Annotated in this window: 22 protein-coding genes; 5 read left to right on the plus strand and 17 right to left on the minus strand. The window is 71.3% G+C overall.

Annotated elements, in window-relative coordinates:
- Positions 1-60 precede the first annotated feature (60 nt).
- Together ACZ7IF_RS10145 and mscL are read left to right on the plus strand one after the other, a co-directional pair.
- Complete coding sequence (locus tag ACZ7IF_RS10145; RefSeq protein ID WP_470966048.1) at positions 61-624, plus strand: hypothetical protein; 564 nt, start codon at positions 61-63, stop codon at positions 622-624.
- A gap of 123 nt (positions 625-747) precedes the next feature.
- The gene (gene mscL, locus ACZ7IF_RS10150; protein ID WP_470966051.1) at positions 748-1,257 is read left to right on the plus strand and encodes a large conductance mechanosensitive channel protein MscL; all 510 of its coding nucleotides are present in this window, start codon (positions 748-750) and stop codon (positions 1,255-1,257) included.
- A 13-nt stretch (positions 1,258-1,270) separates the two neighbouring features.
- Here mscL and ACZ7IF_RS10155 read toward each other — a convergent pair whose 3' ends face one another.
- The 11 genes from ACZ7IF_RS10155 to ACZ7IF_RS10205 all read right to left on the minus strand — a co-directional run bounded on the left by ACZ7IF_RS10155 (position 1,271) and on the right by ACZ7IF_RS10205 (position 13,860).
- Positions 1,271-1,492 carry a hypothetical protein gene (locus ACZ7IF_RS10155; protein ID WP_007264613.1) on the minus strand — a complete coding sequence of 74 codons (222 nt, stop codon included), beginning with the start codon at positions 1,490-1,492 and terminating at the stop codon, positions 1,271-1,273.
- Positions 1,493-1,553: 61 nt separating this feature from the next.
- Positions 1,554-2,981, minus strand: coding sequence for a NarK family nitrate/nitrite MFS transporter (locus ACZ7IF_RS10160; protein ID WP_470966056.1), 1,428 nt, complete (start codon positions 2,979-2,981; stop codon positions 1,554-1,556).
- A gap of 2 nt (positions 2,982-2,983) precedes the next feature.
- Positions 2,984-3,352: a hypothetical protein gene (locus tag ACZ7IF_RS10165; RefSeq protein WP_470966059.1), complete on the minus strand. Its 369-nt coding sequence runs from the start codon at positions 3,350-3,352 to the stop codon at positions 2,984-2,986.
- Entirely contained in the window at positions 3,349-4,008 is a 660-nt protein-coding gene (locus tag ACZ7IF_RS10170; protein WP_470966062.1) for a QcrA and Rieske domain-containing protein, read from the minus strand. The genes ACZ7IF_RS10165 and ACZ7IF_RS10170 overlap by 4 nt, the downstream gene beginning before the upstream one ends.
- Positions 4,005-4,604 (minus strand): 4Fe-4S dicluster domain-containing protein, encoded by a 600-nt coding sequence (locus ACZ7IF_RS10175; protein ID WP_470966065.1) that lies wholly within the window; start codon positions 4,602-4,604, stop codon positions 4,005-4,007. Before ACZ7IF_RS10175 ends, ACZ7IF_RS10170 begins: the two co-directional genes overlap by 4 nt.
- 7 nt (positions 4,605-4,611) lie before the next feature.
- Entirely contained in the window at positions 4,612-6,930 is a 2,319-nt protein-coding gene (locus tag ACZ7IF_RS10180; RefSeq protein WP_470966069.1) for a molybdopterin oxidoreductase family protein, read from the minus strand.
- On the minus strand, positions 6,927-8,021 hold the full coding sequence (locus tag ACZ7IF_RS10185; protein ID WP_470966076.1) for an MFS transporter: 1,095 nt from the start codon (positions 8,019-8,021) through the stop codon (positions 6,927-6,929). Before ACZ7IF_RS10185 ends, ACZ7IF_RS10180 begins: the two co-directional genes overlap by 4 nt.
- 67 nt (positions 8,022-8,088) lie before the next feature.
- A complete protein-coding gene (gene pflA, locus ACZ7IF_RS10190) occupies positions 8,089-8,958 on the minus strand; it encodes a pyruvate formate-lyase-activating protein (RefSeq protein WP_470966079.1) in 870 nt (289 codons plus the stop codon).
- Positions 8,959-9,063: 105 nt separating this feature from the next.
- Positions 9,064-11,334 (minus strand): formate C-acetyltransferase, encoded by a 2,271-nt coding sequence (gene pflB, locus ACZ7IF_RS10195; protein WP_470966082.1) that lies wholly within the window; start codon positions 11,332-11,334, stop codon positions 9,064-9,066.
- Between the two features lie 188 nt (positions 11,335-11,522).
- Complete coding sequence (locus tag ACZ7IF_RS10200; protein WP_470966085.1) at positions 11,523-12,032, minus strand: hypothetical protein; 510 nt, start codon at positions 12,030-12,032, stop codon at positions 11,523-11,525.
- A gap of 421 nt (positions 12,033-12,453) precedes the next feature.
- Entirely contained in the window at positions 12,454-13,860 is a 1,407-nt protein-coding gene (locus tag ACZ7IF_RS10205) for a NarK family nitrate/nitrite MFS transporter (protein WP_470966088.1), read from the minus strand.
- Positions 13,861-14,092: 232 nt separating this feature from the next.
- On the opposite strand from ACZ7IF_RS10205, the gene ACZ7IF_RS10210 reads away from it, so the two are divergent.
- On the plus strand, positions 14,093-15,265 hold the full coding sequence (locus tag ACZ7IF_RS10210) for a low temperature requirement protein A (protein ID WP_470966090.1): 1,173 nt from the start codon (positions 14,093-14,095) through the stop codon (positions 15,263-15,265).
- 76 nt (positions 15,266-15,341) lie between these two features.
- Complete coding sequence (locus tag ACZ7IF_RS10215; RefSeq protein WP_470966093.1) at positions 15,342-16,595, plus strand: cytochrome P450; 1,254 nt, start codon at positions 15,342-15,344, stop codon at positions 16,593-16,595.
- Positions 16,596-16,785: 190 nt separating this feature from the next.
- Here the strand turns inward: ACZ7IF_RS10215 and ACZ7IF_RS10220 are convergent, their stop codons facing one another.
- Positions 16,786-17,277 carry a DUF5949 family protein gene (locus tag ACZ7IF_RS10220; protein ID WP_470966096.1) on the minus strand — a complete coding sequence of 164 codons (492 nt, stop codon included), beginning with the start codon at positions 17,275-17,277 and terminating at the stop codon, positions 16,786-16,788.
- Positions 17,278-17,333: 56 nt separating this feature from the next.
- The gene (locus ACZ7IF_RS10225) at positions 17,334-17,978 is read right to left on the minus strand and encodes a DUF4352 domain-containing protein (RefSeq protein WP_470966098.1); all 645 of its coding nucleotides are present in this window, start codon (positions 17,976-17,978) and stop codon (positions 17,334-17,336) included.
- A gap of 170 nt (positions 17,979-18,148) precedes the next feature.
- On the opposite strand from ACZ7IF_RS10225, the gene ACZ7IF_RS10230 reads away from it, so the two are divergent.
- A complete protein-coding gene (locus ACZ7IF_RS10230; protein ID WP_470966102.1) occupies positions 18,149-18,586 on the plus strand; it encodes a DUF6299 family protein in 438 nt (145 codons plus the stop codon).
- A 36-nt stretch (positions 18,587-18,622) separates the two neighbouring features.
- Here the strand turns inward: ACZ7IF_RS10230 and ACZ7IF_RS10235 are convergent, their stop codons facing one another.
- From ACZ7IF_RS10235 to ACZ7IF_RS10250, 4 genes are all read right to left on the minus strand, one after another.
- Positions 18,623-18,802 (minus strand): hypothetical protein, encoded by a 180-nt coding sequence (locus ACZ7IF_RS10235; RefSeq protein WP_470966107.1) that lies wholly within the window; start codon positions 18,800-18,802, stop codon positions 18,623-18,625.
- Between the two features lie 133 nt (positions 18,803-18,935).
- On the minus strand, positions 18,936-21,023 hold the full coding sequence (locus tag ACZ7IF_RS10240; protein ID WP_470966788.1) for a SpoIIE family protein phosphatase: 2,088 nt from the start codon (positions 21,021-21,023) through the stop codon (positions 18,936-18,938).
- Positions 21,024-21,037: 14 nt separating this feature from the next.
- Positions 21,038-21,340 (minus strand): hypothetical protein, encoded by a 303-nt coding sequence (locus ACZ7IF_RS10245; protein ID WP_470966113.1) that lies wholly within the window; start codon positions 21,338-21,340, stop codon positions 21,038-21,040.
- A 23-nt stretch (positions 21,341-21,363) separates the two neighbouring features.
- Entirely contained in the window at positions 21,364-22,650 is a 1,287-nt protein-coding gene (locus ACZ7IF_RS10250) for an NAD(P)-binding domain-containing protein (RefSeq protein WP_470966119.1), read from the minus strand.
- Between the last annotated feature and the right edge of the window lie 72 nt (positions 22,651-22,722).

A 22,722-nucleotide genomic window follows, 5' to 3' on the forward strand; every position in this document is an offset into this window, starting at 1 on the left:
GGGGGAGGTCCGGGCAGTGGGTCCGGACGGCGGACCACGACCAGCTTGGCGGTGCCCATCATGTCCAGGACCTCTCTCCCGTCCCCCGTTTCCTCCTCTCTGACTTCCTCCTCTTCCGCGGGCTCCCGTCCCGTCTGCTCTTCCACGTGTCCCCCCGCGCGCCCCGTGCCTCCCTTTCCCCCGCTCCGAGTGGGCCGGGCCGGCGGCCGGCTGCGGAGTGCGGTGCGCCGCAGGCGGCGGGTCGCCTCGGCCGGGCTGGCCGTGGTGGCGGCCGCCTTGGCGGTGGGCGGAACGGAGGCGCAGGCCTCCCGGGGCGCGCCCACGCCCGCGCCCCTGGTGAAACCGGCACCCGCGGCGGTACGGATGGTGTCGGCGCCCGTGCGCATCGCGGATGCCGCAACGGTGCGGCTGTTGCGTCCCGGGGACCGGGTCGACGTGGTCGTGGCGGAGCGCACCGGGGCGCCCCGGGTGGTGGCGACGGGTGCCCGGGTGGCTGAAGTGCCCGCTGTGGAGGCGGGTGTCGGGGACGGTGGGGCGCTGGTGGTGCTGTCCGTGCCCCGGGACACGGCGCGTGCCCTGGTGGGGGCGGGCGCCGTGGCACGTCTGGCGGTGACGGTGTGCTGATTCGCACTGAGGAGCAGTCAAGTCGCCCTGGCGTGGGTGCTGATTGGACACGCCGTGCCGTGCCTGCCGTAGCTTTCGGAACCGTTGGCTCCGTCTACAGCAGGCACAAAGAAAGGCTCAGTGGTGAGCGAGAAGAAGAAGGAGAGCGTACTGGCGGGCTTCAAGGCCTTCCTGATGCGCGGGAACGTGGTCGACCTGGCGGTGGCCGTGGTCATCGGCGCGGCGTTCACGAACATCGTGAACTCGATCGTCAAGGGCATCATCAGCCCTCTCGTGGGCGCCATCGGCACCAAGAACCTGGATGTCTACACCTCGTGCCTGAAGGCACCTTGTGGGGTCGACGCGAAGGGCGAGCCGACCGGCGTCAACATCATGTGGGGCTCCGTGCTGAACGCCGCGCTCAGCTTCCTGATCACCGCGGCGGTCGTGTACTTCCTGATGGTCCTGCCCATGGCGAAGTACCTCGCCAAGGTGGAGGCGCGCCGCAAGGCCAAGGAGGGCGTGCAGGAGAGCATGGAGATCACCGAGCTGGAGGTGCTCAAGGACATCCGCGACGTCCTGGTCGCGCAGCGGAGCGCGAACGGCGAGGGCACCAGGGCGCAGGGGACGCCGGGAGCGCGCGACGCCTTCTGACGGCCCCGGAGGGTCAGATGTGGTGCGGGGGCTTCTCGTCGAGGAAGCGGGCCAGGTCGGCCGCGCTCCCTCCGGCGGGCGGCCGCTCGCCCCAGCCCCGGTCGGTGTCGTCCGAGGACTGCTGGTCCAGCGGGTCGTCGAAGACGAGCTTCGGCCTGGGCTTCGGCTTCGTCTCGGGCTTCGCCCCGGCTTCGGGCTTCGGGGACTGCGGGTCGGAGGCGGGGGCGGTGCTCATGCCCCAAGGGTACGGCCGCCCGCGCCCCCGGCCCCTGCTGCTGCCGCGGCCGCTGCCCGGGTCAGCTGGGGGCTTCCGCGCCCTTGCGGGCGTAGAACCACCAGCAGACCGCGAGGCAGGTCACGTAGAAGCCGATGAACAGCCACAGCGCGTGGGTGACCGCCATGGCGGCGAACATCGCGGGGATGAAGAAGAAGCCGTAGGCGGCGATGGCGGAGGAGAAGCCGGTGACGGCGCCCGCCTCCATCTCCGACTGCTTCAGCGCGGCCGCCTGCGCCTGGGGACCCTGGCCCTCCGCCTGGCGCATGTGCTGCTCGCGGAAGATCACCGGGATCTGCCGGAAGGTCGAGCCGTTGCCCAGTCCGGAGAAGGCGAAGGCCACCAGGAAGCCGGTGAAGAACACCCAGAAGCTTCCCTGGTCGCCGCCGGACGGCAGCGCGAAGATCACGACCACCAGGGCCGCCGTCATGCCGACGAAGGACAGCATGGTCACTCTGGCGCCGCCGATCTTGTCGGAGAGCCAGCCGCCGGCCCAGCGCATGAGCGCGCCGATGAACGGGCCGATCCAGGCGTAGGTGGTGGCCTGGTAGCCCTGCGTCTCGAAGTTGTTCTTGATCAGCAGGGGCAGGCCGGCGGCGAATCCGATGAAGGACCCGAAGGTGCCGACGTAGAGCCAGGTCATCAGCCAGTTGTGCTTGCGCTTGAAGATGACCTTCTGCTGGCTGAAGGGGGCCGCGGCCACCTTGAGGTCGTTCATCAGGAACCAGGCCAGCAACGCCATGATCACCAGCAGCGGCACCCAGAGGAAGGCCCCGTTCTGGAGCCAGATGTCCGTGTTCTCCTTCGCGTCGTGCTGGGGGCCGCCCGCCGGGGCGCCGAGCACGGCGGCGGTGACCACCAGCGGCGCGACCAGCTGGACGACGCTCACGCCGAGGTTGCCGAGGCCGCCGTTGAGGCCGTTGGCGCTGCCCTTCTCCCGCTTGGGGAAGAAGAAGCCGATGTTGGCCATGGAGGAGGCGAAGTTCGCGCCGCCGATTCCGCAGACGGCCGCGATGAGCGCCAGCTCCCAGTACGGGGTGCCGGTGTCCTGGAGCGCGAAGCCCAGCCACAGCATGGGGCCGATCAGGATGAAGGTGCTGAAGGCGGTGAACTTCCGCTCGCCGAAGATCGGGCCGATGAAGGTGTAGAGGATCCGGAAGGTGCCGCCGGTGATGCCCGGGATGGCGGTCAGCCAGAACAGCTGCGACTTGGAGAAGCCGAAGCCGACGTCGTTCAGCTTGACCACGGTGACCGACCAGACCTGCCAGACCACGAAGCCGAGCATCAGCGCCGGGATGGAGACCCAGAGGTTGCGCTGGGCGACCCGGCGGCCGGTGGCCTGCCAGAAGGCCTCGTCCTCGGGACGCCAGTCACCGATGACGGCACCGGGCTTGTAGGTCTCCGCGCGGTGCGAGCGCACCGCGGGCGGGATGGGCGTGGGTATGGACATGGTCATCGGTCCTTCGGGTCGAGGAGCCACAGGGCGATCACGACGAGGAAGGACAGGACCAGGAATCCCGCCCCCCACCAGGCCGTGGCGGTGTTGCCCTTCATCCACTCGTTGACGGTGACGGTCAGGGCCCAGAGCTGCCCGATCACGACCGTGAGGGCGAGGACCAGGCGGGCGTTGAGCTTGGAGGAGCGCTCCGGCTCCTGTTCGGTGCCGGCGCCCGGGCCGGGGCCGGTGTGCCGGGTGCGCGGGTCGCCGTAGCCACTGGTGGGGCGGATCTGCGGGTACCGCTCGTGGACCGGCCGGTTCAGCCGGGGGTGGGCGCTCCCCGGGTGGTATTCGGCGCGGGGAGGGAGCTGCGCGTCGCTCATGTCCGCCTGCTTTCGGCGGCGCGGGCTGCTCCGGGGCACCCCAGGCGCTGGGCCGTCTCGGGCCGGGAGTCGCCGAACTGCCGGCACAGGGCTTCCTTGGCGGGCTCCCCGGAGCGGGCGGTGGCGATGGCCCAGACGCTGCCGTCGGCCTGCTCGGTCAGGAAGATCCTCGGGAGTGGGCGGGGTGGCGGGCCTGCGGTCACCTCACCGGTGCGGGCGTCGAAGACGCCTTCGTGGCAGGGGCAGTACAGCTCCCCTTCGGGGCCGCGGTCCTCACGCCAGAGCACGGCGCAGGCCAGGTGGGTGCAGACGGCGGAGTAGGCGACGAGGCTGCCGTCGCCGAGCCGGACGGCGAGGGCCCGGTCCTCGTCGCCGGGGAAGCGGAAGGCCACGGACTCGCCCGGTGCGAGCTGGTCGGTGACCTTCTTGGCCTCGGGCATCGTCCCGCTGTCCCCGTGCCGGTGCAGGATGCCGGATGCGACTCCGACGCCTCCGATGGCCAGGCCTCCGGAGACGGTGGCGACGATCCGCAGATAGTCGCGCCGGGTGGTGAGGGAGTCGGCGCTGATCCGGTCGCGCAGCTGGTTGGCGGCGGCGTCGCCACCGGCGTCCGGGCCCGGTCCGGAGCCGGGTGCGGGCTGCTGGGTCACGCTCATCGGACATCCACCCCATTCACCTCCACGACGGGCAGGCCTCCGGGCACGGGCCACTGGACCTTGTCTGCGGGGACGACCATCGCCACGCCGGTGGAGACGACCACGTCGCCGAAGGCGAAGGAGTCGGCGACCTGGACGCCGGGGCGCTCGGCCTGGAGCTCTTCGAGGGTTCCGTAGAAGAGGGCCCCGGTCGGGCAGACCGTGGCGCACATGGGGGCCAGGCCGTAGGCGGTGCGGTCGTAGCAGAGGTTGCACTTCATCTGGAGCTTCGCCTGCAGGTCGATCTTCGGGACGCCGAAGGGGCAGGCGTTGACGCAGTTGGCGCAGCCGATGCAGCGGGTGGTGTCGGCCTGCTGGACCACGCCGTCCGCCGTCACCAGGATGGCGTCGGCGGGGCAGACCTCGGCGCAGGGCGCGACGGGGTCCTCGCAGTGCATGCAGACGGTGGGGAGAGAGGCGACGGACCGGCCGGTGTCGGTGTAGTCCAGGTGGATCATCGACTTGCCGCGGTGTGAGTCGCATTCGCGGCAGGCGGATACGCAGGCCTGACAGCCGATGCAGCGGCCGGGGTCGATGAAGATCGTGCGGCCCATCATGGGGGTGTCAGCTCCTCTCCGCCGTGCCACGGCCCTGCGAGGACGTGGGGGGCAGGGGGTCGGTGCGGGAGACCTGGGTCTCCGGGTAGGCCTGGTGGCCGGGGGCCGTGGGCGGTGCGGGGACCTCGTCGACCCGCTCCGCCGCCTCGATCCGGGCGGCGCAGACCTTGTACTCGGGGATCTTCGAGCGGGGGTCGAGGGCGTCGATGGTCAGGGCGTTCGCGGCCGTCGGGACGGGCCAGTGGTAGGGGATGAAGACGGTGTCGGGGCGGATGGCCTCCGTGACGAGGGCCGGGAAGACCTCGCTGCCGCGTCGGGTGACCACCCGGACGGGGTCGCCGTCGCGGAATCCGTGGGAGGGGTGCACCTCCACCCACGGGCGCGGGGTCTGTTCGACGAGGGCGCCCAGGCGGCGGGTCTGGTTGCCGGACAGGAAGTGCGCGACGGTGCGGCCGGTGGTGAGGGAGAGCGGGAACTCCTCGGTGTAGGCGTCCATGGGCGGGTGCCATTCCACGACCTGCATGTGGATCTTGCCGTCGGGGTGGTAGGTCCGGCCGTCCTCGAACAGCCGGGGCGTGCCGGAGTGCTCGGTGGACGGGCAGGGCCAGGCGATGCCTCCGCTCGCTTCGAGCCGCTCGTACGTGATGCCGTAGTAGTCGTTGACGGTGCCGGCGGAGGCGACGCGCAGTTCCTCGAACACCTCGCGGGAGCCGGGGAAGTCGAACTTGTCGCCGGCGCCCAGGCGTCTGGCCAGTTCGCACATCACCCAGGTGTCGGTGCGCACCCCGGCGGGTGGCTCCTGTGCTTTGTTGTGCTTGACCACCCGGGCTTCGGTGTTGGCCATGACGCCCTCGTCCTCGGCCCAGACGGTGACCGGGAAGACCACGTGCGCGTTGACGGCGGTCTCGGAGAGGAAGAAGTCGAACTGCGCGTGGAACTCAAGGGTGTCGTAGCCGTGCTTGACCGCCCCGTAGTTGGGGAGTGAGACGAACGGGTTGTTGCAGATACCGATCAGGCCGCGGATCTCCTGCCGCTGCATCTGCCAGACCATTTCCATCATGGAGGTGCCGGCGGGCGGGAGGTCGGCCTCGTCGATGCCCCAGATCCGGCAGATCTGGCGGCGGTGCTCCTCGTTCGTGATGGAGCGGCCGCCGGGCAGGAGGTCGGCTTTCTGGCCGTGTTCGCGGCCGCCTTGGCCGTTGCCCTGGCCGGTGATGGTGCCGTAGCCGGCGCCGGGTCTGCCGAGGTTGCCGGTGGCCACGCACATGTTGATGACGGACAGGCAGTTCTCGACGCCCTGCGAGTGGTGTTCGATGCCGCGGGCGTGGAAGGCCATCGCCTTGTCCGCGCCGGCGAACATTCGGGCGACCTGGACGATCTGGGAGGCGGGGATGCCGCAGATCTCGGCGGACCGGGCGGGCGGGTATTCCTGGACGGTCTTCTTGACCTCGTCCCAGCCGGTGGTGTGGGCGGCGAGGTACGCCTCGTCGGTGAGGCCCTCGGCGACGATCACGTGGAGCACGGCGTTGAAGAAGGCCGAGTCGGTGCCGGGTTTGACGGGGACGTGGACATCGGCGGTGCGGGCGACGGCCGTCTCGCGCGGGTCGACGACGATCAGCGACGCGCCCCGGTCGCGGGCGCCCCAGAGGTACTGGGTCATCACCGGGAAGCACTCCCCCACGTTCGACCCGGCGATCAGCAGGCAGTCGGTGAGGAGGATGTCGGAGAAGGGGTTGGCGGCGCGGTCGATGCCGAAGGCGAGCTTGTTGGCGCCGGCGGCGCTGACCATGCAGAGGCGGCCGTTGTAGTCGACGTGCCTGGTCTTGAGGGCGACCCGGCCGAACTTGCCGACGAGGTAGGTCTTCTCGGAGTAGAGGCTGGCGCCGCCGAGCAGTCCGACGGCGTCGTTGCCGTGGTCGGCCTGGATGCGCCGGATCTCGGAGACGGTGAAGTCGAGGGCCTCGTCCCAGGAGGCCTCCTTGAATTCCTCGTCGCGGGAGCGGCGCATCAGGGGCGAGGTCAGCCGGTCGGGGTGGTTGACCTGCTGGTAGGCGTTGATGCCTTTGGGGCACAGCCGCATGCGGTTGATGTCGTGGTTGCGGGGTTCGACGCCGAAGACCTTGCCGCCCTTGTCGACGCGGAGGTACATGCCGCACTGCACGCCGCAGAAGCAGCAGTGGGTGGGGACGAGGGTCTCGCCGTTCTGGTCGGCGTGCCACTGGTCGGCGGGGATGCCGCCGGCGTCGCGGAAGTTGCGGGTGCCGGGCGGGGCGATGGCCGGGTCGAGGGGAAGGGGGGCCCGCTTGGCGGGGTCCGTCGCGGTCACTTGAAGCCCTTCTTGACGTGGGTCAGGTAGGCGTTGCCGCGCAGGATCCGCTTGCAGCGGGGGCAGTATTCGGCGAAGGCGTTGAAGTCGAGCCGGAGGTCCTGCATCGTGCCGCGCAGGTTCTCCACGTACGGGGTGGTGTCGATGGGTTCGCCGCAGCGCTTGCAGGCGAAGATCTCCTCGTCCTGGCGGGCGGTGTACTTGAAGAGCTGCATGCCGACCGCCGCCGGCCGCTGGACGATGTGGAAGAACTTCCCGAAGGGGATGTAGATGAGGGTGAAGACCACCGAGACCATGTGCAGGATCGCCAGGAACTCGTAGCCGCCGCCGTGCAGGAAGATCGACGAGAAGGTGAGCAGCAGCCCGGTCACCGAGATCACGATCAGGCAGATCAGCGGGAGCAGGTCGTAGGCGAAGCGCTGGCCGGTGATGGCGCCGCGGTCCTTCATGCGGCGCCAGAGGAAGTACGAGGCTCCGGGGATGACGAGGACGGCCGCGATGTCCAGGCCGTGGAACATCAGCCAGCCCAGGATGTCGAGCGAGTTGAATCCGATGACTTTGAAGCCCCAGATCCGCATCTCGTAGCCGGGTCCGGAGCCGCTGCCGGAGGTGAAGGTGAACCAGCCCCAGGTGAGGGGAAAGGTGATCGCGGCGGCCAGCAGGCATCCCCAGAAGATCAGCTGGTGGGCGGCCCAGCGGGCACGTGAGCGGGCGCCGAGGAATTTCTGGAAGCCGAGGTAGGTGGCGATCATCTTCGGGAGGGCGGTGGGCGCCTTCTTGAAGTTGGCGGCCGAGAAGAAGCTGCCGAAGCCCCTCTTGAAGAGCCGGCGCGCGCCGGGTGCGGACACCCAGACCGTGTACCGGTAGGCCACGCCGAAGGCCAGGAAGACCGTGGCGACGGCGTACGGCAGCAGGGCGGAGTCGAAGTCCCGCAGCAGGCGGCTGCCCAGCACGATGGCGGCGATGAGCAGGAGGGAGACCGCGACGCCGGCCGCGGTGGCCCGTGCGGTGACGGACCGCCCGGCCGGTGGCAGGGTCTCGGGTGGCCCGGGGGGTGGGTCTGCGGCGAGTACTTCTGTGGGCTCGGACACAGCACCACGCTAGGTGGTCTATGCCGATTCAGCCCGTTATGCGGAGTTCAGGATTGGCCTGGACGGGTCATACGGCCTTCAGTCCGTGGGCGTCGAAGACCGCCTTGGCCTCGGCCACCTGCGCTGCGGTGGGCGACGGCGTGTCGTGCAGGGTGAAGGGCATGTCCAGGGCTTCCCACTTGCTCTCGCCGAGTTTGTGGAAGGGCAGTACGTCGACCCGCGAGACGTTCCCGAGACCGCCGGCGAAGGCGGCGACCCCTTCGACGTTCTCGCGCGCGTCGGTGAGCCCGGGCACGAGCACGAACCGCAAGTGCACCTCCTTGCCCAGGTCCGCGAGGCGGTGCGCGAAGTCCAGGGTGGGCTCCAGCTGCCGGCCGGTGACCTTCTTGTAGGTGTCCCGGTCCCAGGACTTGATGTCGAGCAGTACGAGGTCCACGTCGCGCAGCAGTGCGTCGGTGGCCCGGGATCCGAGGAAGCCCGAGGTGTCGAGGGCGGTGTGCAGGCCCAGGTCGTTCTTCATGCGGTGCAGGAGCTCTCCGGCGAAGACGGGCTGGAGCAGCGGTTCGCCGCCGGAGATGGTGGCGCCGCCGCCCGAGGCGGAGATGAACCGGGTGTACTTACGGGCTTCTGCGATGACGGCGTCGGCCGAGGTGCGACGGCCGCTGCGCATCCGCATGGTGTCGGGGTTGTGGCAGTACAGGCAGGTCAGCGGGCAGCCGGCGAGGAAGGTCACGAACCGGGTGCCGGGGCCGTCGACTCCGGTGGACAGGTCCCAGGAGTGCACCGAGCCCTCGCTCGGCCGCTGCGTCGCGGCGGCGGCCGGGGTCTGCGCGGGGGTGGCCGCGGGCTGCGCGGCGGCGGCCGGTGGGCGGGCGGCGCTGACGACGGCGGCGTTCTCGGGGCCGACGGGCAGGCTCGTACCGAAGTAGACGGTCATGGCAGGTGCTCCAGTCGTGTTCCGGTGGGAGCGCGCGGCTCGGGGCCGGGGTGAGGGCCCGGCCCCGGCCGCGCGGTCTGCGGACGGCGCGGTCTGCGGACGGTGTTACAGCGCGCCGTGGAAGGTGCGGTTCAGCACGTCGAGCTGCTGCGCCCGCGTGAGCCGCACGAAGTTCACCGCGTAGCCGCTGACGCGGATGGTCAGCTGCGGGTACTTCTCCGGGTGCTCCATGGCGTCCAGGAGGGTGTCGCGGTTCAGCACGTTGACGTTCATGTGGAAGCCGTCGACGGCCATGTAGCCGTCGAGCACGCCGGCGAGGTTCTTGATCCGCTCCTCGGGGGTGCGGCCGAGGCCGTCGGGGGTGACGGTGTTGGTCAGTGAGATGCCGTCCTCCGCGTCCGCGTACGGGAGCTTGGCGACCGACAGGGCCGAGGTGACGTAGCCGTGGGTGTCGCGGCCGTTCATCGGGTTGGCGCCGGGTGAGAAGGGTTCGCCGGCCCGGCGTCCGTCCGGGGTGTTGCCGGTCTTCTTGCCGTAGACCACGTTCGAGGTGATCGTCAGTACGGACTGGGTGTGCTCGGCGCCCCGGTACGTCTCGTGCTTGCGGATCTTCTTCATGAACTCCTCGACGAGCCAGACGGCGATCTCGTCGACGCGGTCGTCGTTGTTGCCGTACGCGGGGAACTCGCCCTCGATGGCGTAGTCGGTGGCGAGGCCGCTCTCGTCGCGCAGGGCGGTGACCTTGGCGTACTTGATGGCGGACAGCGAGTCGGCGGCGACGGACAGGCCGGCGATGCCGCAGGCCATGGTGCGGCGCACATCGCGGTCGTGCAGTGCCATTTCGAGGCGCTCGTAGGCGTAGCGGTCGTGCATGTAGTGGATGACGTTGAGGGCGTGGACGTAGGTCTCGGCGAGCCATTCCATCTGCTCGTCGAACTTGGCCATGACCTCGTCGTAGTCGAGGACGTCGGAGGCGGGCAGGGCGGTCCGCGGTCCGACCTGGGCGCCGGACTTCTCGTCCCGGCCTCCGTTGATCGCGTAGAGGAGGGTCTTGGCGACGTTGACGCGGGCGCCGAAGAACTGCATCTGCTTGCCCACCGGCATGGCCGAGACGCAGCACGCGATGGCTGTGTCGTCGCCGAAGCGCGGGCGCATCAGCTCGTCGGATTCGTACTGCACCGAGGAGGTGTCGATGGAGACGCGGGCGCAGAACTCCTTGAAGCCCTGCGGCAGCCGCGGGGACCAGAAGACCGTCATGTTCGGCTCGGGGGCCGGGCCGAGATTGTAGAGGGTCTGGAGGTAGCGGAAGGACGTCTTGGTGACCAGCGGGCGGCCGTCCTCCCCCATGCCGGCGATGGACTCGGTGACCCAGGTCGGGTCGCCGGAGAACAGTTCGTCGTATTCGGGGGTCCGCAGGAAGCGGACGATGCGCAGCTTGATGATGAAGTCGTCGACGAGTTCCTGTGCCTGTTCCTCGGTGAGGAGGCCGGCCGCGATGTCACGCTGAAGATATATGTCGACAAACGTGGAGGTGCGGCCCAGGGACATGGCCGCGCCGTTCTGCTCCTTCACGGCGCCGAGGTACGCGAAGTACAGCCACTGGATGGCTTCGCGGCCGGTGACGGCGGGGCCGGAGATGTCGTAGCCGTAGGAGGCGGCCATCGCCTTGAGCTCGGACAGCGCGCGCATCTGCTCGGCGAGTTCCTCGCGCAGGCGGATCGTCTCCTCCAGCGAGCGGTTGCCGGCGGGGAGGGAGTTCAGTTCCTCCTTCTCGTCCTTCTTGACTGCGATCAGGCGGTCGACTCCGTAGAGGGCCACGCGGCGGTAGTCGCCGATGATGCGGCCGCGGCCGTACGCGTCCGGGAGGCCGGTCACGATGCCGGCCTTGCGGGCGGCGCGGATCTCGGGGGTGTAGGCGTCGAAGACGCCGGCGTTGTGGGTCTTGCGGTACTCGGTGAAGACCTTCTCCAGCTCCTCGGAGACCGGGTAGCCGTAGGTCTCCAGGGCGCCGGCGACCATCCGCCAGCCGCCGTACGGCATGATCGCGCGCTTGAGCGGGGCGTCGGTCTGGAGGCCGGCGATCAGGTCCTTGTCGCGGTCGATGTAGCCCGGGGCGTGCGCGGTGATCGACGACGGGATGTCGTACGCGATGTCGTACACGCCCTTCTGGCGCTCCTCCGGGAACCTGTCGGTGATCGCCTTCCATACGGCGGTGGTGCGCTCGGTGGGGCCGGCGAGGAAGGAGTCGTCACCTTCGTACGGCGTGTAGTTCTGCTGGATGAAGTCGCGGACGTCGATGGCGTCGCGCCACAGACCGCCCTTGAAGCCCTCCCAGGCCTCGCCGTTCTTCGTGGTCTCCACAGGGGTGGCGGTCATCACCGGCTCCTTCTCCGAGTCGCCTCATTGCTTGTGTCCATTCCACGCCTTTTGATCGATCATTTGGTGCCGCGATGGTCCTGAACTCAGGCCCAAAAGTCCCCCGACCGCCGAACCTTGACCTTCGCCACCGCCTTTGAGCTGGGATTTTCCGTGGACCAAAGTCCATAGTGCGCTTGTGAAAGCATTCACAAGAATTCGTGGCAGGGGCTGGAAAGTCGGAAAATCTGCCTTCGGGCGGCGCCTGTGGATAGCGCGACGCACCTCTTGAGCGGCCCCGGCAGCATGAAGGAAGTCGGCGCGAGAGCAGAGGCGGAGAGGAGCAACAGCATGATGGCGAAGAACCAGGGGTGGTCCTGCGCGATGTCGGGGCAGGACGGTCCGGACGGTCCGCAGACACCGATGACGGCGACCGGGCCGGGCCTGGCCGGCCCGCCGCGGAAGAGGAGGAGGAAGAGGTACGCGGACCAGCGCACCGGCGGCTGCGATGGGGCCCCGGGGACGGGGGCCTCGGCCTCCCCGGCGTCCCGGCCGAGCTCCTCGCGGGCCCCGGCCTGGGCGGCGGCTGCGGCGAGGAGGCCCGGCAGGGCCACCGGGATCGGGACCGGGACCGCCACGGCCGCGGGGCGGTGCGGGTGCCGGCCGTCACCGTCGTCCGGCCCGATCGCGGCGGCCATGGCGGCGAAGACGGGGGACACGGTGATACGGCAGCCGGCGGCGGAGGGAGGGTGACGGGCTGCTCGGGCCGGATGACGCCATCCGGGGCCACGTCGTGGACGACGGGCGGGAGCGGTGTACGGCAGGCGGCATGAGCCGCACCCGGCTCCGAAGGTGGGCCCGGGGGGGGAGACGGGCCAGGGCCCTGCGGGCGGGCGGACGCAGCAATCCGGGCGTCCCCGCCCCGCGACCCGGCCCCGCGACCCGGCCCCGCGCCCCCGGACGCCGGCGCCGGGGGCCGGGGGCCGGGGGCCGGAGGGTCGCGGGCGAAGCCGCACGGGCCGGCGCCTGAGGCCAGTGCCCGGGAGCCCTGAGGTCAGGGCCCGGGCCCGGGGCTTCGGGTGGGGTGCCGGGCGGCGCGGGACTGGTGGGGGCCGCGGCGCCCGGGGCCCGGGCCGGGGGTCAGCTGGGGGCTTCCGCGTTCTTGCGGGCGTAGAACCACCAGGTCACGGCCACGCAGCTGGCGTAGAAGGCGACGAAGCCCCACATCGCGCTGGTCACCGAGAAGTTGGCGAACATCGCCGGGATGAAGAAGAAGCCGTAGGCGGCGATGGCCGCGGTGAAGCCCGTCACCGCGCCGGACTCGATCTCCGCCTGCTTCAGGGCGGCCGCGTACTGCGGCGTGCCCTCCGTCAGGCCCTTCAGGTGCTGCGCCCGGAAGATGACCGGGATCTGCCGGAAGGTCGAGCCGTTGCCGATGCCCGAGAAGAAGAAGGCGGCCAGGAAGCAGAGGAAGAAGCCTTGGAACGAACCATGGTCAGAGCCCCCGGGCAGGAAGTTGATCACGCCGATGATCGACGCGCCCATGCCCACGAAGGAAAGGATCGTCACCCGGGCACCGCCCAGCTTGTCGGCGATCCAGCCGCCCGCCCAGCGGGCCAGCGCGCCCAGGGCCGGGCCCATCCAGGCGTACGTGGCTACGGAGTACGCGGGGAAGGTGGTCTTGATGAGCAGTGGCAGGGCGGCGGCGAAGCCGATGAAGGAGCCGAAGGTGCCGACGTAGAGCCAGGTCATCAGCCAGTTGTGCTTGCGCCTGAAGATGATCTTCTGCTGGCTGAAGGGCGTGGAGGCGACCTTGAGGTCGTTCTGCCCGAACCAGGCGACCGCCGCCAGCACGACCAGGACCGGGATCCAGACGAAGGCGGCGTTCTGGAGGTAGATCTCCGAGCCGTTCGCCTTCTTCTGGCCCGCTCCGATGGCCAGGACGGAGGAGGTGATCAGGATGGGGGTGAGCAGCTGGACCACGGAGACGCCGAGGTTGCCGAGGCCGCCGTTGATGCCGGTGGCGTTGCCCTTCTCCTGCTTCGGGTAGAAGAAGCCGATGTTGGCGAGGGAGGAGGAGAAGTTCGCGCCGCCGATTCCGCAGAGGGCGGCGATGGCGACCATGGTGGTGTAGGAGGTGTCCGGGTCCTGCACGGCGAAGCCGAGCCACAGCAGCGGGACGACCAGGACCACTGTGGAGAGGGCGGTGAAGCGGCGCTGTCCCACCATCGGGCCGAGGAAGGTGTAGAAGATCCGGGCGGTGCCGCCGGTGATGCCGGGGACGGCCGTCAGCCAGAACAGCTGCGACTGGGAGAAGCCGAACCCGACGTCCTTCAGGTTGGTCGCCGTGATGCTCCACACCTGCCAGACCACGAAGGCCACGAGCAGGGCCGGGACGGCGATCCACAGGTTCCTGGTGGCGACCTTCTTGCCGGTGGAGCGCCAGAAGGAGGGATCCTCGGGGGTCCACTGCGTGATGGTGCGGCCCGGGCGGTACTGCGCCGGGTCGGCGAGGACCTGTGGCGCTTGCTGCGTGGCGGAACTCATGGCGTGGTCCTGAACATTGAGAAGGGTCCTGACTTATCCAGGCTCCGCTGCGGGGGGTGGGCCGCGGCAGGGGCGAACGTCGTGTGGGCGGCGGGACCTTGTCCCGCCGGCCGTGGTCCCTTCGTCTCGTGGCCGGACGGATCGGGCGGGCACGAGTCCGCCCGGGGTACCCGGGGGCCGTCGGCCGCGCGCCTCGCCGGCCGGGGGGCCGGGCCCTGGTGTGCTGGGCGGTATGACGTACGTACCGATGACCGCCCGCAGCCGCGACGAGGGGCACCGGACGGCGACCTCACTGGAGCTGTTCTTCGACCTCTGCTTCGTCGTCGCGATCGCCCAGGCGGGGGCGCGGCTGGTGCACGCGCTGGCGGAGGGCCATCCGGGGTCCGGGGTGGTCGGCTACTTCTTCGTCTTCTTCGGCGTGTGGTGGGCGTGGATGAACTTCACGTGGTTCGCGTCCGCCTACGACTGCGACGACGTGCCGTACCGGGTCGCGACGCTGGTGCAGATCGCCGGTGTGCTCGTCTACGCGGCGGGGGTGAGCCGGGCCTTCGACGACAACGACTGGACGGTGGCCGTCATCGGCTACCTGATCATGAGGGTGGCGCTGACGGCGCAGTGGCTGCGCGCGGCGGCCGGGGAGAGCGGTGCGGCACGTTCGGCGGCGCTGAAGTACGCGGCCGGCCTGGTGATCTGTCAGGCGGGCTGGGTGGGGCTGCTGTTCGCTCCGGAGGGTTCGAAGCGCTGGCTGTTCCTGGTGCTGGTGGTGGCCGAGCTGATGGTCCCGGTGCTGGCGGAGCGACGGCACCAGACGCCCTGGCACGCCCACCACATCGTGGAGCGGTACGGGCTGTTCACCATCATCGTGCTGGGCGAGACCATCGCGGCGAGCACGGTGGCGGTGAAGTCGGCGCTCGACGAGCACGAGGCGCTGGGCGAGCTGCTGCCGATCGCGGCGGGCGGCCTGCTGATCGTCTTCGCCGCGTGGTGGATCTACTTCGCGGTGCCGATGCACGAGCGGCTGAACTCCAACCGGGAGGCGATCCCGTGGGGCTACGGCCATCTGCTGATCTTCGCGTCGGGTGCGGCGATCGGAGCGGGCATCGAGGTCGCGGTGGAGCACGCGGTGGGGAAGGCGCACATCTCGCAGGTCGCCGCGAACGCCGCCGTGACGGTCCCGTCGGCGCTGTTCCTGCTGATGGTGTGGTTGCTGCACTCGCGCCACTTCAAGCGCGGCGCGGCCCAGCAGCTGGTGCTGCCGGTGTCCGCGCTGGCCCTGCTCGCCTGCACCTGGGCGGGTTCGTACGCGGTCCTGTACGCGGGGCTGGTCGCGACGGCCACGGTGGTGGCCGGCACGACGCTGGCCGTCCGCGGCGGGAGGCCCGCCCGCGCCGGTGCCGAAGTCTGAGGCTCCGGCCGTCACCCCCACGCCCCCGAACCCGTTCAGCAGCTCAGCGGAACGGCGACAGGAAGAGACAGCCCCCATGACACTCCCCCCGCAACGGCACGGCTCCGGCACCGACCCCGGAGGGGAACTGGCCGAGCCGGGCTTCTGGCAGCGGCCCCCCGACCAGCGGCTCGCGGCCTTCGCCCGGCTGCGCGCGCTGGACTCCCCGGTGTTCGTCCCCGAGGGGGGCGGCCACTGGGCCCTCGTACGCCACGCCGACGTGCAGGAGGCGAGCCGGCTGCCGAAGGTGTTCGCGAGCGCGCCCGGGGTCACGACGCCGGAGCCGGCCCGGTGGGTGCGGGCGCTGTTCGGGGACTCCATGGTCAACCTGGACGGCCCGGACCACGCGCAGCTGCGGAAGATCGTGCAGCGGGCGTTCACGCCGCGGCTGCTGGCGGCGGCCGAGGAGGACATCCACGCGGTGGCGGCCCGGATCGTGGACGACGTGCTGGCCGAGCGCCCGGACGAGTTCGTCTCGGCGGTGTCCTCCCGGCTGCCCCTGGAGGTCATCTGCAACATGATGGGCATCCCGGAGCACTACCGTGCGGAGATCGCGGACCGGGTCAACCACGCCTCCGAGAACATCGGTGTGGAGCGCGGGCTGGCGGCCCGGCTGCGGATGCCCGGCCGCGGGCTGCGGGCCCTGGCCCGGATGCAGCGGATGGTCGCGGGGATCGGGCGGGAGCGGCGCAAGAACCCCACGGACGACCTGATCTCGGCCCTGGTGTGCGCCAACGTGGACGGCCAGGCGCTCGGCGCGCGCCAGCTGGGCGCCTTCTTCAGCCTGTTGATGGTGGCGGGGGTGGAGACCACCCGCAACGCCATCAGCCACGGCCTGACCCTGTTGACGGACTTCCCGGAGCAGCGGGACCTGCTGCTGTCGGACTTCGAGAAGCACGCGGACGGCGCGGTGGACGAGATGATCCGGCACTCGACGCCGATCATCCAGTTCCGCCGGACGGTCACCGCCGAGCACGCTCTGGGCGGGCGTGTGTTCCGGCCCGGGGACAAGGTGGTGCTGTACTACGCGTCGGCCAACCGCGACGAGGCGGTGTTCCCCGACCCGGACGCGTTCGACATCACCCGCTCCCCCAATCCGCACCTGGGTTTCGGCGGCGGCGGACCGCACTTCTGCCTGGGCGCCCATCTGGCCCGGGTGGAGATGAAGGCGCTCTTCCGTGAGCTGCTCACCCGGCCGGTGGGCCTGCGCGCGGTGGGCCTGCCCGATCTGGCGGGCTCGAACTTCGACAACCGGGTCCGCTCGCTGCGGTTCGCCTTCGAACGTCCCTGACGCCTGATCCGAAAGACACGGCCCGGGGGGGCCGGCCGCCGGGCAGGCTGGGAGCCCGGCGGCCGGTGCACGGCGGCCGCCGCAGGCGCGGCGGCGGCTGCCGCGGACAGGGGTCGGCCAGCCCTGGGGGGGGTGTCCGGCGGGTCAGGGCCGGGCCCGGGGCGTCTGACCCCGATCCGCCGGACACCCCCTAGCGCTGCAGGCTCTGCACGGCGACGAGGCAGTGGGCGCTGCTGGTCAGCACTCCTTCGTCGCCGGCGAAGGCCTGGAGGAGTTCCGCGCTCACCGGCTTGCCGGGGACGGCCTCGGGCCAGGCGCGCGTGGCGAACAGGAAGTAGGCCTGGCCGCTCTCGGTGGCCGCCGCGACCCATTCGTCGGGGGCGGTGCAGGTGGCGTTCAGTCCGGGGAGGGTCAGCGCGATCTGGTTGTCCGCGAGGACGATCTTCACGTCGAACTTCTGTGGCTTCTCGGTCCCGTTCACCATGTCGCCGATGCCCAGGCCCATCTCCTCCAGCAGCCCGCGGGCGGCCGCCTCGCCCGCCTCCCGGCCCTGCGGCCCGTCACCGAGCGTGTAGGCGAGCAGGTACGGGATGTCGTGGCCCTCGGCGGGGTCGCCGATCCAGGCGAGCACGGAAATGGTGCCGAGCAGGCTGCGGTCGGTTTCGGCTTGCGTAGAAGTCATGCGCGCACCTTAGTGCTCCGGCGCCGGGCCCTTTCACGGCCTTTCACCCGCGCGGGCTAGACCGACCAGAATCCCCCTCCGGAATTCGCCTGCATGTTCGCGTCCTGGTACTGGAGCCGCACGATCTTCTGGTTTTCCGGAATTTCGAACACGACCCATCCCTCGGCCCGCTCGCCGACCGCGAGCGAATCGAAGACGAGCGGTTTGCCGGTCGTCAGTTCACCGGTGCGCACCACCGGGTGGCGCTTGCCCGCGCCGTCGTACGCCCACATGCGCCCGAGCGCCCCGTACGAGGCTCCGCCGACGTTGACGAACGACATCGAGGCGGCCACCCAGCGCTTCCCGGCGGGCGGCTGGTAGTTCGGTTCGACGCTGACCGCCGGGTCCACGAACGCGGCCAGCACCACCTGGAGGTGGCGGCCCACCTCGTGTCCTTGCACCCGTACGGAGTCACCCACATGGGCGTCCTTGGCCGCGCCGGGCACCGCCCCCGACCGGTCCTGGGCGGCGGGGTCCTCGTCGGCGCCGGGGGCGCCGTCGTCGACCGGGACGGCGGGTGCCGCGGCGGGGGCGAGCGCGGCCCCCTCGGGGGCGCTCTGGCAGGCGGTGGCGGTGAACAGCAGGAAGGGCATCAGAGCGGCGGCGGCGAGGACGGAGACCGAGGTGGAGACCGAAGTGGAGAGGGAGGCGGGCTGACGCATGCGGGAACCCCTTCGGGGATCTTCGGGGCGGGGAGTATTCCCGGCCAGTCTCACGCGCCCGAGCGGGGAATTGCACACACCGACACGAGCGCGCGGAAGGAGTCGCCCGCCAATTGCCAGCACAATGCGTTCCGGTGGATTCCCGCCGCCCGCTCCCACCTGGAGGAAAAATGCGCACGTCCGCCCGCCGAATGGCCCTGGGGGCCTTCTCCGCCCTGGCCGCGACCACCCTGTTCACGGCTCCCGCCCACGCCACCGTTTTCAATCAGGGAATTTCCGTACAGTCGGAAGCTCACATCGCCGGGGACGGTTCCATCACCCTTTCCGGCACCTACCACTGCGAGGCCGCGTCACCCTCGGGGGCGGTTCAGATCAAGGCCACCGTCATCCAGGACGGCACCCGGCTGAGCATCGGCGCGGGCGAGGTCGTCTGCGACGGCGCCGAGCACGAGTGGGTGGCCGGCAGCCCGCTCACCGGTGGCATCCACCCGGGCGCCGCCAGGGCCGTCGCGGAGCTCCAGGAGATCCACTTCTCGGGTCTGATGCCCCGCGCCATCGACACGGTCGCGCGGGACGACCAGGAGATCGAGATCGTCGAACACCCGTAGGGAGCGCGGCCGGCCGCGCGGGTGCGGTAGCCGCCGCTACCGGCACTCGGGCGCGACGCCCGTCATCGACATGAACGCGACCGTCTGGCATCCGGGGTCCGTGTGCGGACGCCCCGTCGTCCAGTCGACGACCGCCTGGCCCCCGGCAGCCACCAGCAGTACCGCCAGCGTCGCCACGATCCCCGTGACCGCGCCCCTGGTCAGGCGGCGCACCATACCCCCATCAGCAGCGGGGCGCCCTGGAAGACCGGCACGTCCCGAAGAACCAGCATCCGTTCCATGGCGGCATCATCACCCCGCGCCCCGGACCCCACAACCCGGCGTGACCGTCCGGTCACGCCGTGCCCCGTCATCCCGTGCCGCGCGGGGTGCCTCCGGCGTCGAACTCGCACCAGACGGCCTTCCCGTCGCCCCGGGACTCCACTCCCCAGTGCGTGGCCAGGGCGTCCACCAGCAGCAGCCCCCGCCCCGTGGTGGCCGCCTCGCCCGGGGTGCGCCGGCGCGGCCACACGCTGGAGCGGTCCTTGACCCACAGCCGGATCCGCCGCACCGGCTCGGGCAGCACCTCCATGGTCAGCACCGCCCCGCCGTCGGTGTGCAGCAGGGCGTTGACCAGCAACTCCCCCGCGGCGAGCTCGACGTCGTCGGCGAGTTCGGCCATGCCCCAGTCGCGCAGGGCCTGCCGCAGGGCGTAGCGGGCCTCGGACAGCCCCTCGGGGTCGGCCTGGTGGACGTACTGGTGGATCCGCGGCGCCCGGTGGGTGCCGGGGTCCGGGGCGCGGCGCAGTACGAGCAGGGCCACGTCGTCGCCGGAGCCCCAGCGTTCCCAGAGCCGGTCCAGGAGGTGGTCCGCGAGGGCGCCGGCGCCCTGGGGGCCGCTGCGGACGGCGTGGGCGAGGGCGTCCATGCCGGCGGTGATGGTGGTGCCCGGTTCCTCCACGAGCCCGTCGGTGCACAGCACGAGCGTCTCGCCGGGCACCAGGTCGAGGCGGGTCTCGGGGAAGTCCTCCTGTTCGAAGACGGAGGCCAGGCCGAGGGGGAGGCCGCCGCGGACGTTGGGCCAGCCGGTTCGGCCGTCCGTGTGGCGGATCAGCGGGCCGAGGTGGCCGGCGCGGACGGCCCGTACGCCTCCGGTCTCCAGGTCGACCTGTGCGTACATGCAGGTGGCGAAGCGTTCGGTGTCGAGTTCGGCGAGGAAGCGGGAGGCCCGCGCGAGGACGGTTGAGGGCGGGTGGCCCTCGCCGGCGTAGGCGCGGAGCGCGATGCGCAGCTGGCCCATGATGGCGGCGGCGTGGGTGTCGTGGCCCTGTACGTCGCCGACGACGATGCCGACGCGGTCGCGGGGCAGGGCGATCACGTCGTACCAGTCGCCGCCGACCTCGCGCCCGCTCCAGGCGGAGTGGTAGCGGACGGCGATCTCGCCGCCGGTGATGTCGGGGATGCGGCGGGGCAGCATGGCGGCCTGGAGGCCGGTGGCGAACTCCCGTTCCTGGTCGAAGAGGAGTGCCCGCTGGAGGGACTGGGCGACGATGCCGGCCAGGCCCAGGCACAGGTTGCGTTCCTCGGGGCTGAACTCGGTGCGCCGGCGGTAGAAGAGCACGAGTCCGCCGATGGCCTTGGCCTGGGCGATCAGGGGGAGGTAGGCGGCCGCGTCGTAGTGGATGCGGCGCAGGTAGTCGGCGAGCAGCGGGAACTCGCCGGCGAGTTCGGTGAGCGAGGTGACGAAACGTGCCTGCCGGCTCAGGATGGCCTGGGAGAGCGGCAGTGATCCGTCCAGGCGGGTGAATTTGCGCTCGCTGAGGATCTCCAGCGTCTCCCCGCTGAGCGCGATGATCTTGATGGTGCCGTTCTCGACGAGGCCCAGCGCCAGCCCGTCCGCACCGAGCCGTTCCAGCGCGCCCGCCCCGGTCAGGGCGGCCGTCACGTCGTCGACCGTCACCGCCCGCGAGAGGGCCTCGGTGGTGCGCTGCACGATGGCGGCCTGCTGGGTGCGGGCGGTCTCCAGTTTCCGCAGCACCGTCGCGTGGGCGAGCTCGGCGGTGGCGTCGCGGACGATCCCGGCGATCCGCAGGGGCCGTCCGTCCTCGTCGCGCAGCACCCGGCCCGTGGTGTGGGTCCACTGGTCGCGGCCGTCGCGCCGGCGCACCGTGAAGTACGAGCCGTACGTCGACCCGCCGGCCTCCAGCACCGCGGTCACGGTGTCCGAGAGCCGGGCCGCGTCGTCCGGCGGGATCCGCGCGCCGAGGGCCTCGGGGGTGTGGTCGAACTCGGCCGGCTCCAGGTCGAAGACGGCCAGGCCGGCCTCGTCCAGGGTGAGGGTGCCCGCGTCCAGGTCCCATTCGAAGCTGCCCATGCCGTTGAGCGCGAGCCGCTCCCCCGGGCCCGTCACCGGCCTTGGAGTGCCGCGTTCCGGTTCGTCGCGCTCCGCCGCTGCCACGAGAGACACACCACCTAACGGCCTGGCCAGCACGGCTGGGAGATGAGCCGCTCCCACTCCTCGTCAGGATGCCCCGGAAGGGTGCGCCCGGCCTCCCGCCACCGCTTGACGAGGGAGAGGTAGATCGAGGGCTGGTCGCCGGCCCCGAAATGGCCGGAGGGCCGCCATCCGTACGGTGTGCCGGCCGCCGCCCGGGGCGGCGGGCCCGCGGCCGTCCTGGGCGGCTGGCCCGCGGCCGTCCTGGCCGTGGGCTGTTCCCCGCGGCTGGCGGGGATGCGCACCCAGCCACGGCCGCCCTGTGCTCGCTCCGCGCCCATCGCGGACCCCTCTCAGGTGGATCTCAGCGTAGATACGTCTCCGGTCGCCCGGCGGCGGCCCGGACCGGCCGGGCAGCGCCGGAGGAGCCCGGCAGCGGACCCCGGGCGCCGAGGCGCTTGCGGACTCCCTTCACCAGTCTCCCCGCCGTGAACCCCGCGCCGTGCACGAATCGCATGGAAGGTCCAAATGAGGGAGCCGTCAGCAGTCCCGCGAAGAACAGCCCCGGCCAGGAGGACTCGAAGCCCGCGCTCAGCTCCGGCGTGCCGCTCTCGCCCACCGTGGCCAGCGCGGCCCGCAGCCGCGCGTCGAGCAGCTCCAGCCGGTCCAGCCGCGGGGTGAACCCGGTCGCCGCGATGACGTGCGCGGTGTCCAGTACGACGGACTCGCCGGCCGCCGTCGTCAGCCCCAGCCGGGTACGGCCGCCCACCGCCACCGCCCGGTTCAGCCGGTGCCCCATCAGCGCGGGCACCCGCCGCTCGAAGCGGTCCCGCAGCCACCACGCCCCGGCGGGCCCCAGCGCCGTGGCGGCGATCCGCTCGCGCGTCGGCGCGGGCAGCCGCCGCACCGCCCACGGCAGCTCCGACCACACCCAGCTGCGCCAGCCGGTGCCGAGACCGCTGTGCGGGTCGCGCAGGGCCCGGGCCAGCGGCCGCTCCAGCGGCTGCGGGACGGTGTTCCAGTTCAGCCGGGACCGCCGGGCCACCAGACACGGCCGGGCTCCCGCCTCGGCGAGCAGCGCGGCAGTCTCCAGCGCGGCCTGCCCGGCTCCCAGGACGGCGACCTCGCGCCCGGCGAAGCGGGACAGGTCACGGTGGCCGCTGCTGTGCGAGTAGTGGCCCGGGGGCAGCTCGCGCAGCGCCTCGGGGTAGTGCGTGAAGGGCATCACCCCGACGGCCAGGGCCACCGTACGGGCGAGCAGCGGCGGCCCGTCGGCGGTGCGGACGAGGAAGCCGTCGCCCTGCGGGGAGACCTCGGTGACGGTGGCCTCCTCCACCTCGGGCAGGCCGGCGTGCCGGGCGAACCAGAGCCCGTACGCGCTGAAGGTGCCGATGGGCAAAGGGTTGCCGTGCTCGGCGGCCAGGCCCCGGGTGGCGCAGTAGTCGGCCAGGGTGTAGCGGCCGCCGGGCGCGGAGAGGCTGGAGGACCAGGGCTCCGACTTCAGGTACATGCCCTCGGGCATGTGGTCCCGCCAGGACGCCATGGGCCGGCCCAGTACCCGTACCCCGAGCCCGGCCGCCGCCGCGTGCGCGGCGATCGACAGCCCGTACGGGCCGGCGCCGACCACCACGAGATCGTCCGTCCGCCTCACGGCCACTCCTTCCACCAGATCGCCACCGAGTCACCAAGTCACCGCGTCACCAAGTCACCGCGTTGCCGGGTC

The sequence above is a fragment of the Streptomyces sp. NPDC037421 genome (genome assembly GCF_055602105.1).

Excerpts from the sequence above, each read along its gene's own strand:
- ACZ7IF_RS10215 (WP_470966093.1), top strand. The coding sequence starts at position 15,342 with ATGACACTCCCCCCGCAACGGCACGGCTCCGGCACCGACCCCGGAGGG.
- pflA (WP_470966079.1), bottom strand. The coding sequence starts at position 8,958 with ATGACCGTCTACTTCGGTACGAGCCTGCCCGTCGGCCCCGAGAACGCC.
- ACZ7IF_RS10155 (WP_007264613.1), bottom strand. The coding sequence starts at position 1,492 with ATGAGCACCGCCCCCGCCTCCGACCCGCAGTCCCCGAAGCCCGAAGCC.
- ACZ7IF_RS10230 (WP_470966102.1), top strand. The coding sequence starts at position 18,149 with ATGCGCACGTCCGCCCGCCGAATGGCCCTGGGGGCCTTCTCCGCCCTG.
- ACZ7IF_RS10225 (WP_470966098.1), bottom strand. The coding sequence starts at position 17,978 with ATGCGTCAGCCCGCCTCCCTCTCCACTTCGGTCTCCACCTCGGTCTCC.
- pflB (WP_470966082.1), bottom strand. The coding sequence starts at position 11,334 with ATGACCGCCACCCCTGTGGAGACCACGAAGAACGGCGAGGCCTGGGAG.
- ACZ7IF_RS10175 (WP_470966065.1), bottom strand. The coding sequence starts at position 4,604 with ATGATGGGCCGCACGATCTTCATCGACCCCGGCCGCTGCATCGGCTGT.
- ACZ7IF_RS10235 (WP_470966107.1), bottom strand. The coding sequence starts at position 18,802 with ATGGTGCGCCGCCTGACCAGGGGCGCGGTCACGGGGATCGTGGCGACG.
- ACZ7IF_RS10210 (WP_470966090.1), top strand. The coding sequence starts at position 14,093 with ATGACGTACGTACCGATGACCGCCCGCAGCCGCGACGAGGGGCACCGG.
- ACZ7IF_RS10205 (WP_470966088.1), bottom strand. The coding sequence starts at position 13,860 with ATGAGTTCCGCCACGCAGCAAGCGCCACAGGTCCTCGCCGACCCGGCG.
- ACZ7IF_RS10220 (WP_470966096.1), bottom strand. The coding sequence starts at position 17,277 with ATGACTTCTACGCAAGCCGAAACCGACCGCAGCCTGCTCGGCACCATT.
- ACZ7IF_RS10160 (WP_470966056.1), bottom strand. The coding sequence starts at position 2,981 with ATGTCCATACCCACGCCCATCCCGCCCGCGGTGCGCTCGCACCGCGCG.
- ACZ7IF_RS10165 (WP_470966059.1), bottom strand. The coding sequence starts at position 3,352 with ATGAGCGACGCGCAGCTCCCTCCCCGCGCCGAATACCACCCGGGGAGC.
- ACZ7IF_RS10245 (WP_470966113.1), bottom strand. The coding sequence starts at position 21,340 with ATGGGCGCGGAGCGAGCACAGGGCGGCCGTGGCTGGGTGCGCATCCCC.
- ACZ7IF_RS10170 (WP_470966062.1), bottom strand. The coding sequence starts at position 4,008 with ATGAGCGTGACCCAGCAGCCCGCACCCGGCTCCGGACCGGGCCCGGAC.
- ACZ7IF_RS10145 (WP_470966048.1), top strand. The coding sequence starts at position 61 with ATGTCCAGGACCTCTCTCCCGTCCCCCGTTTCCTCCTCTCTGACTTCC.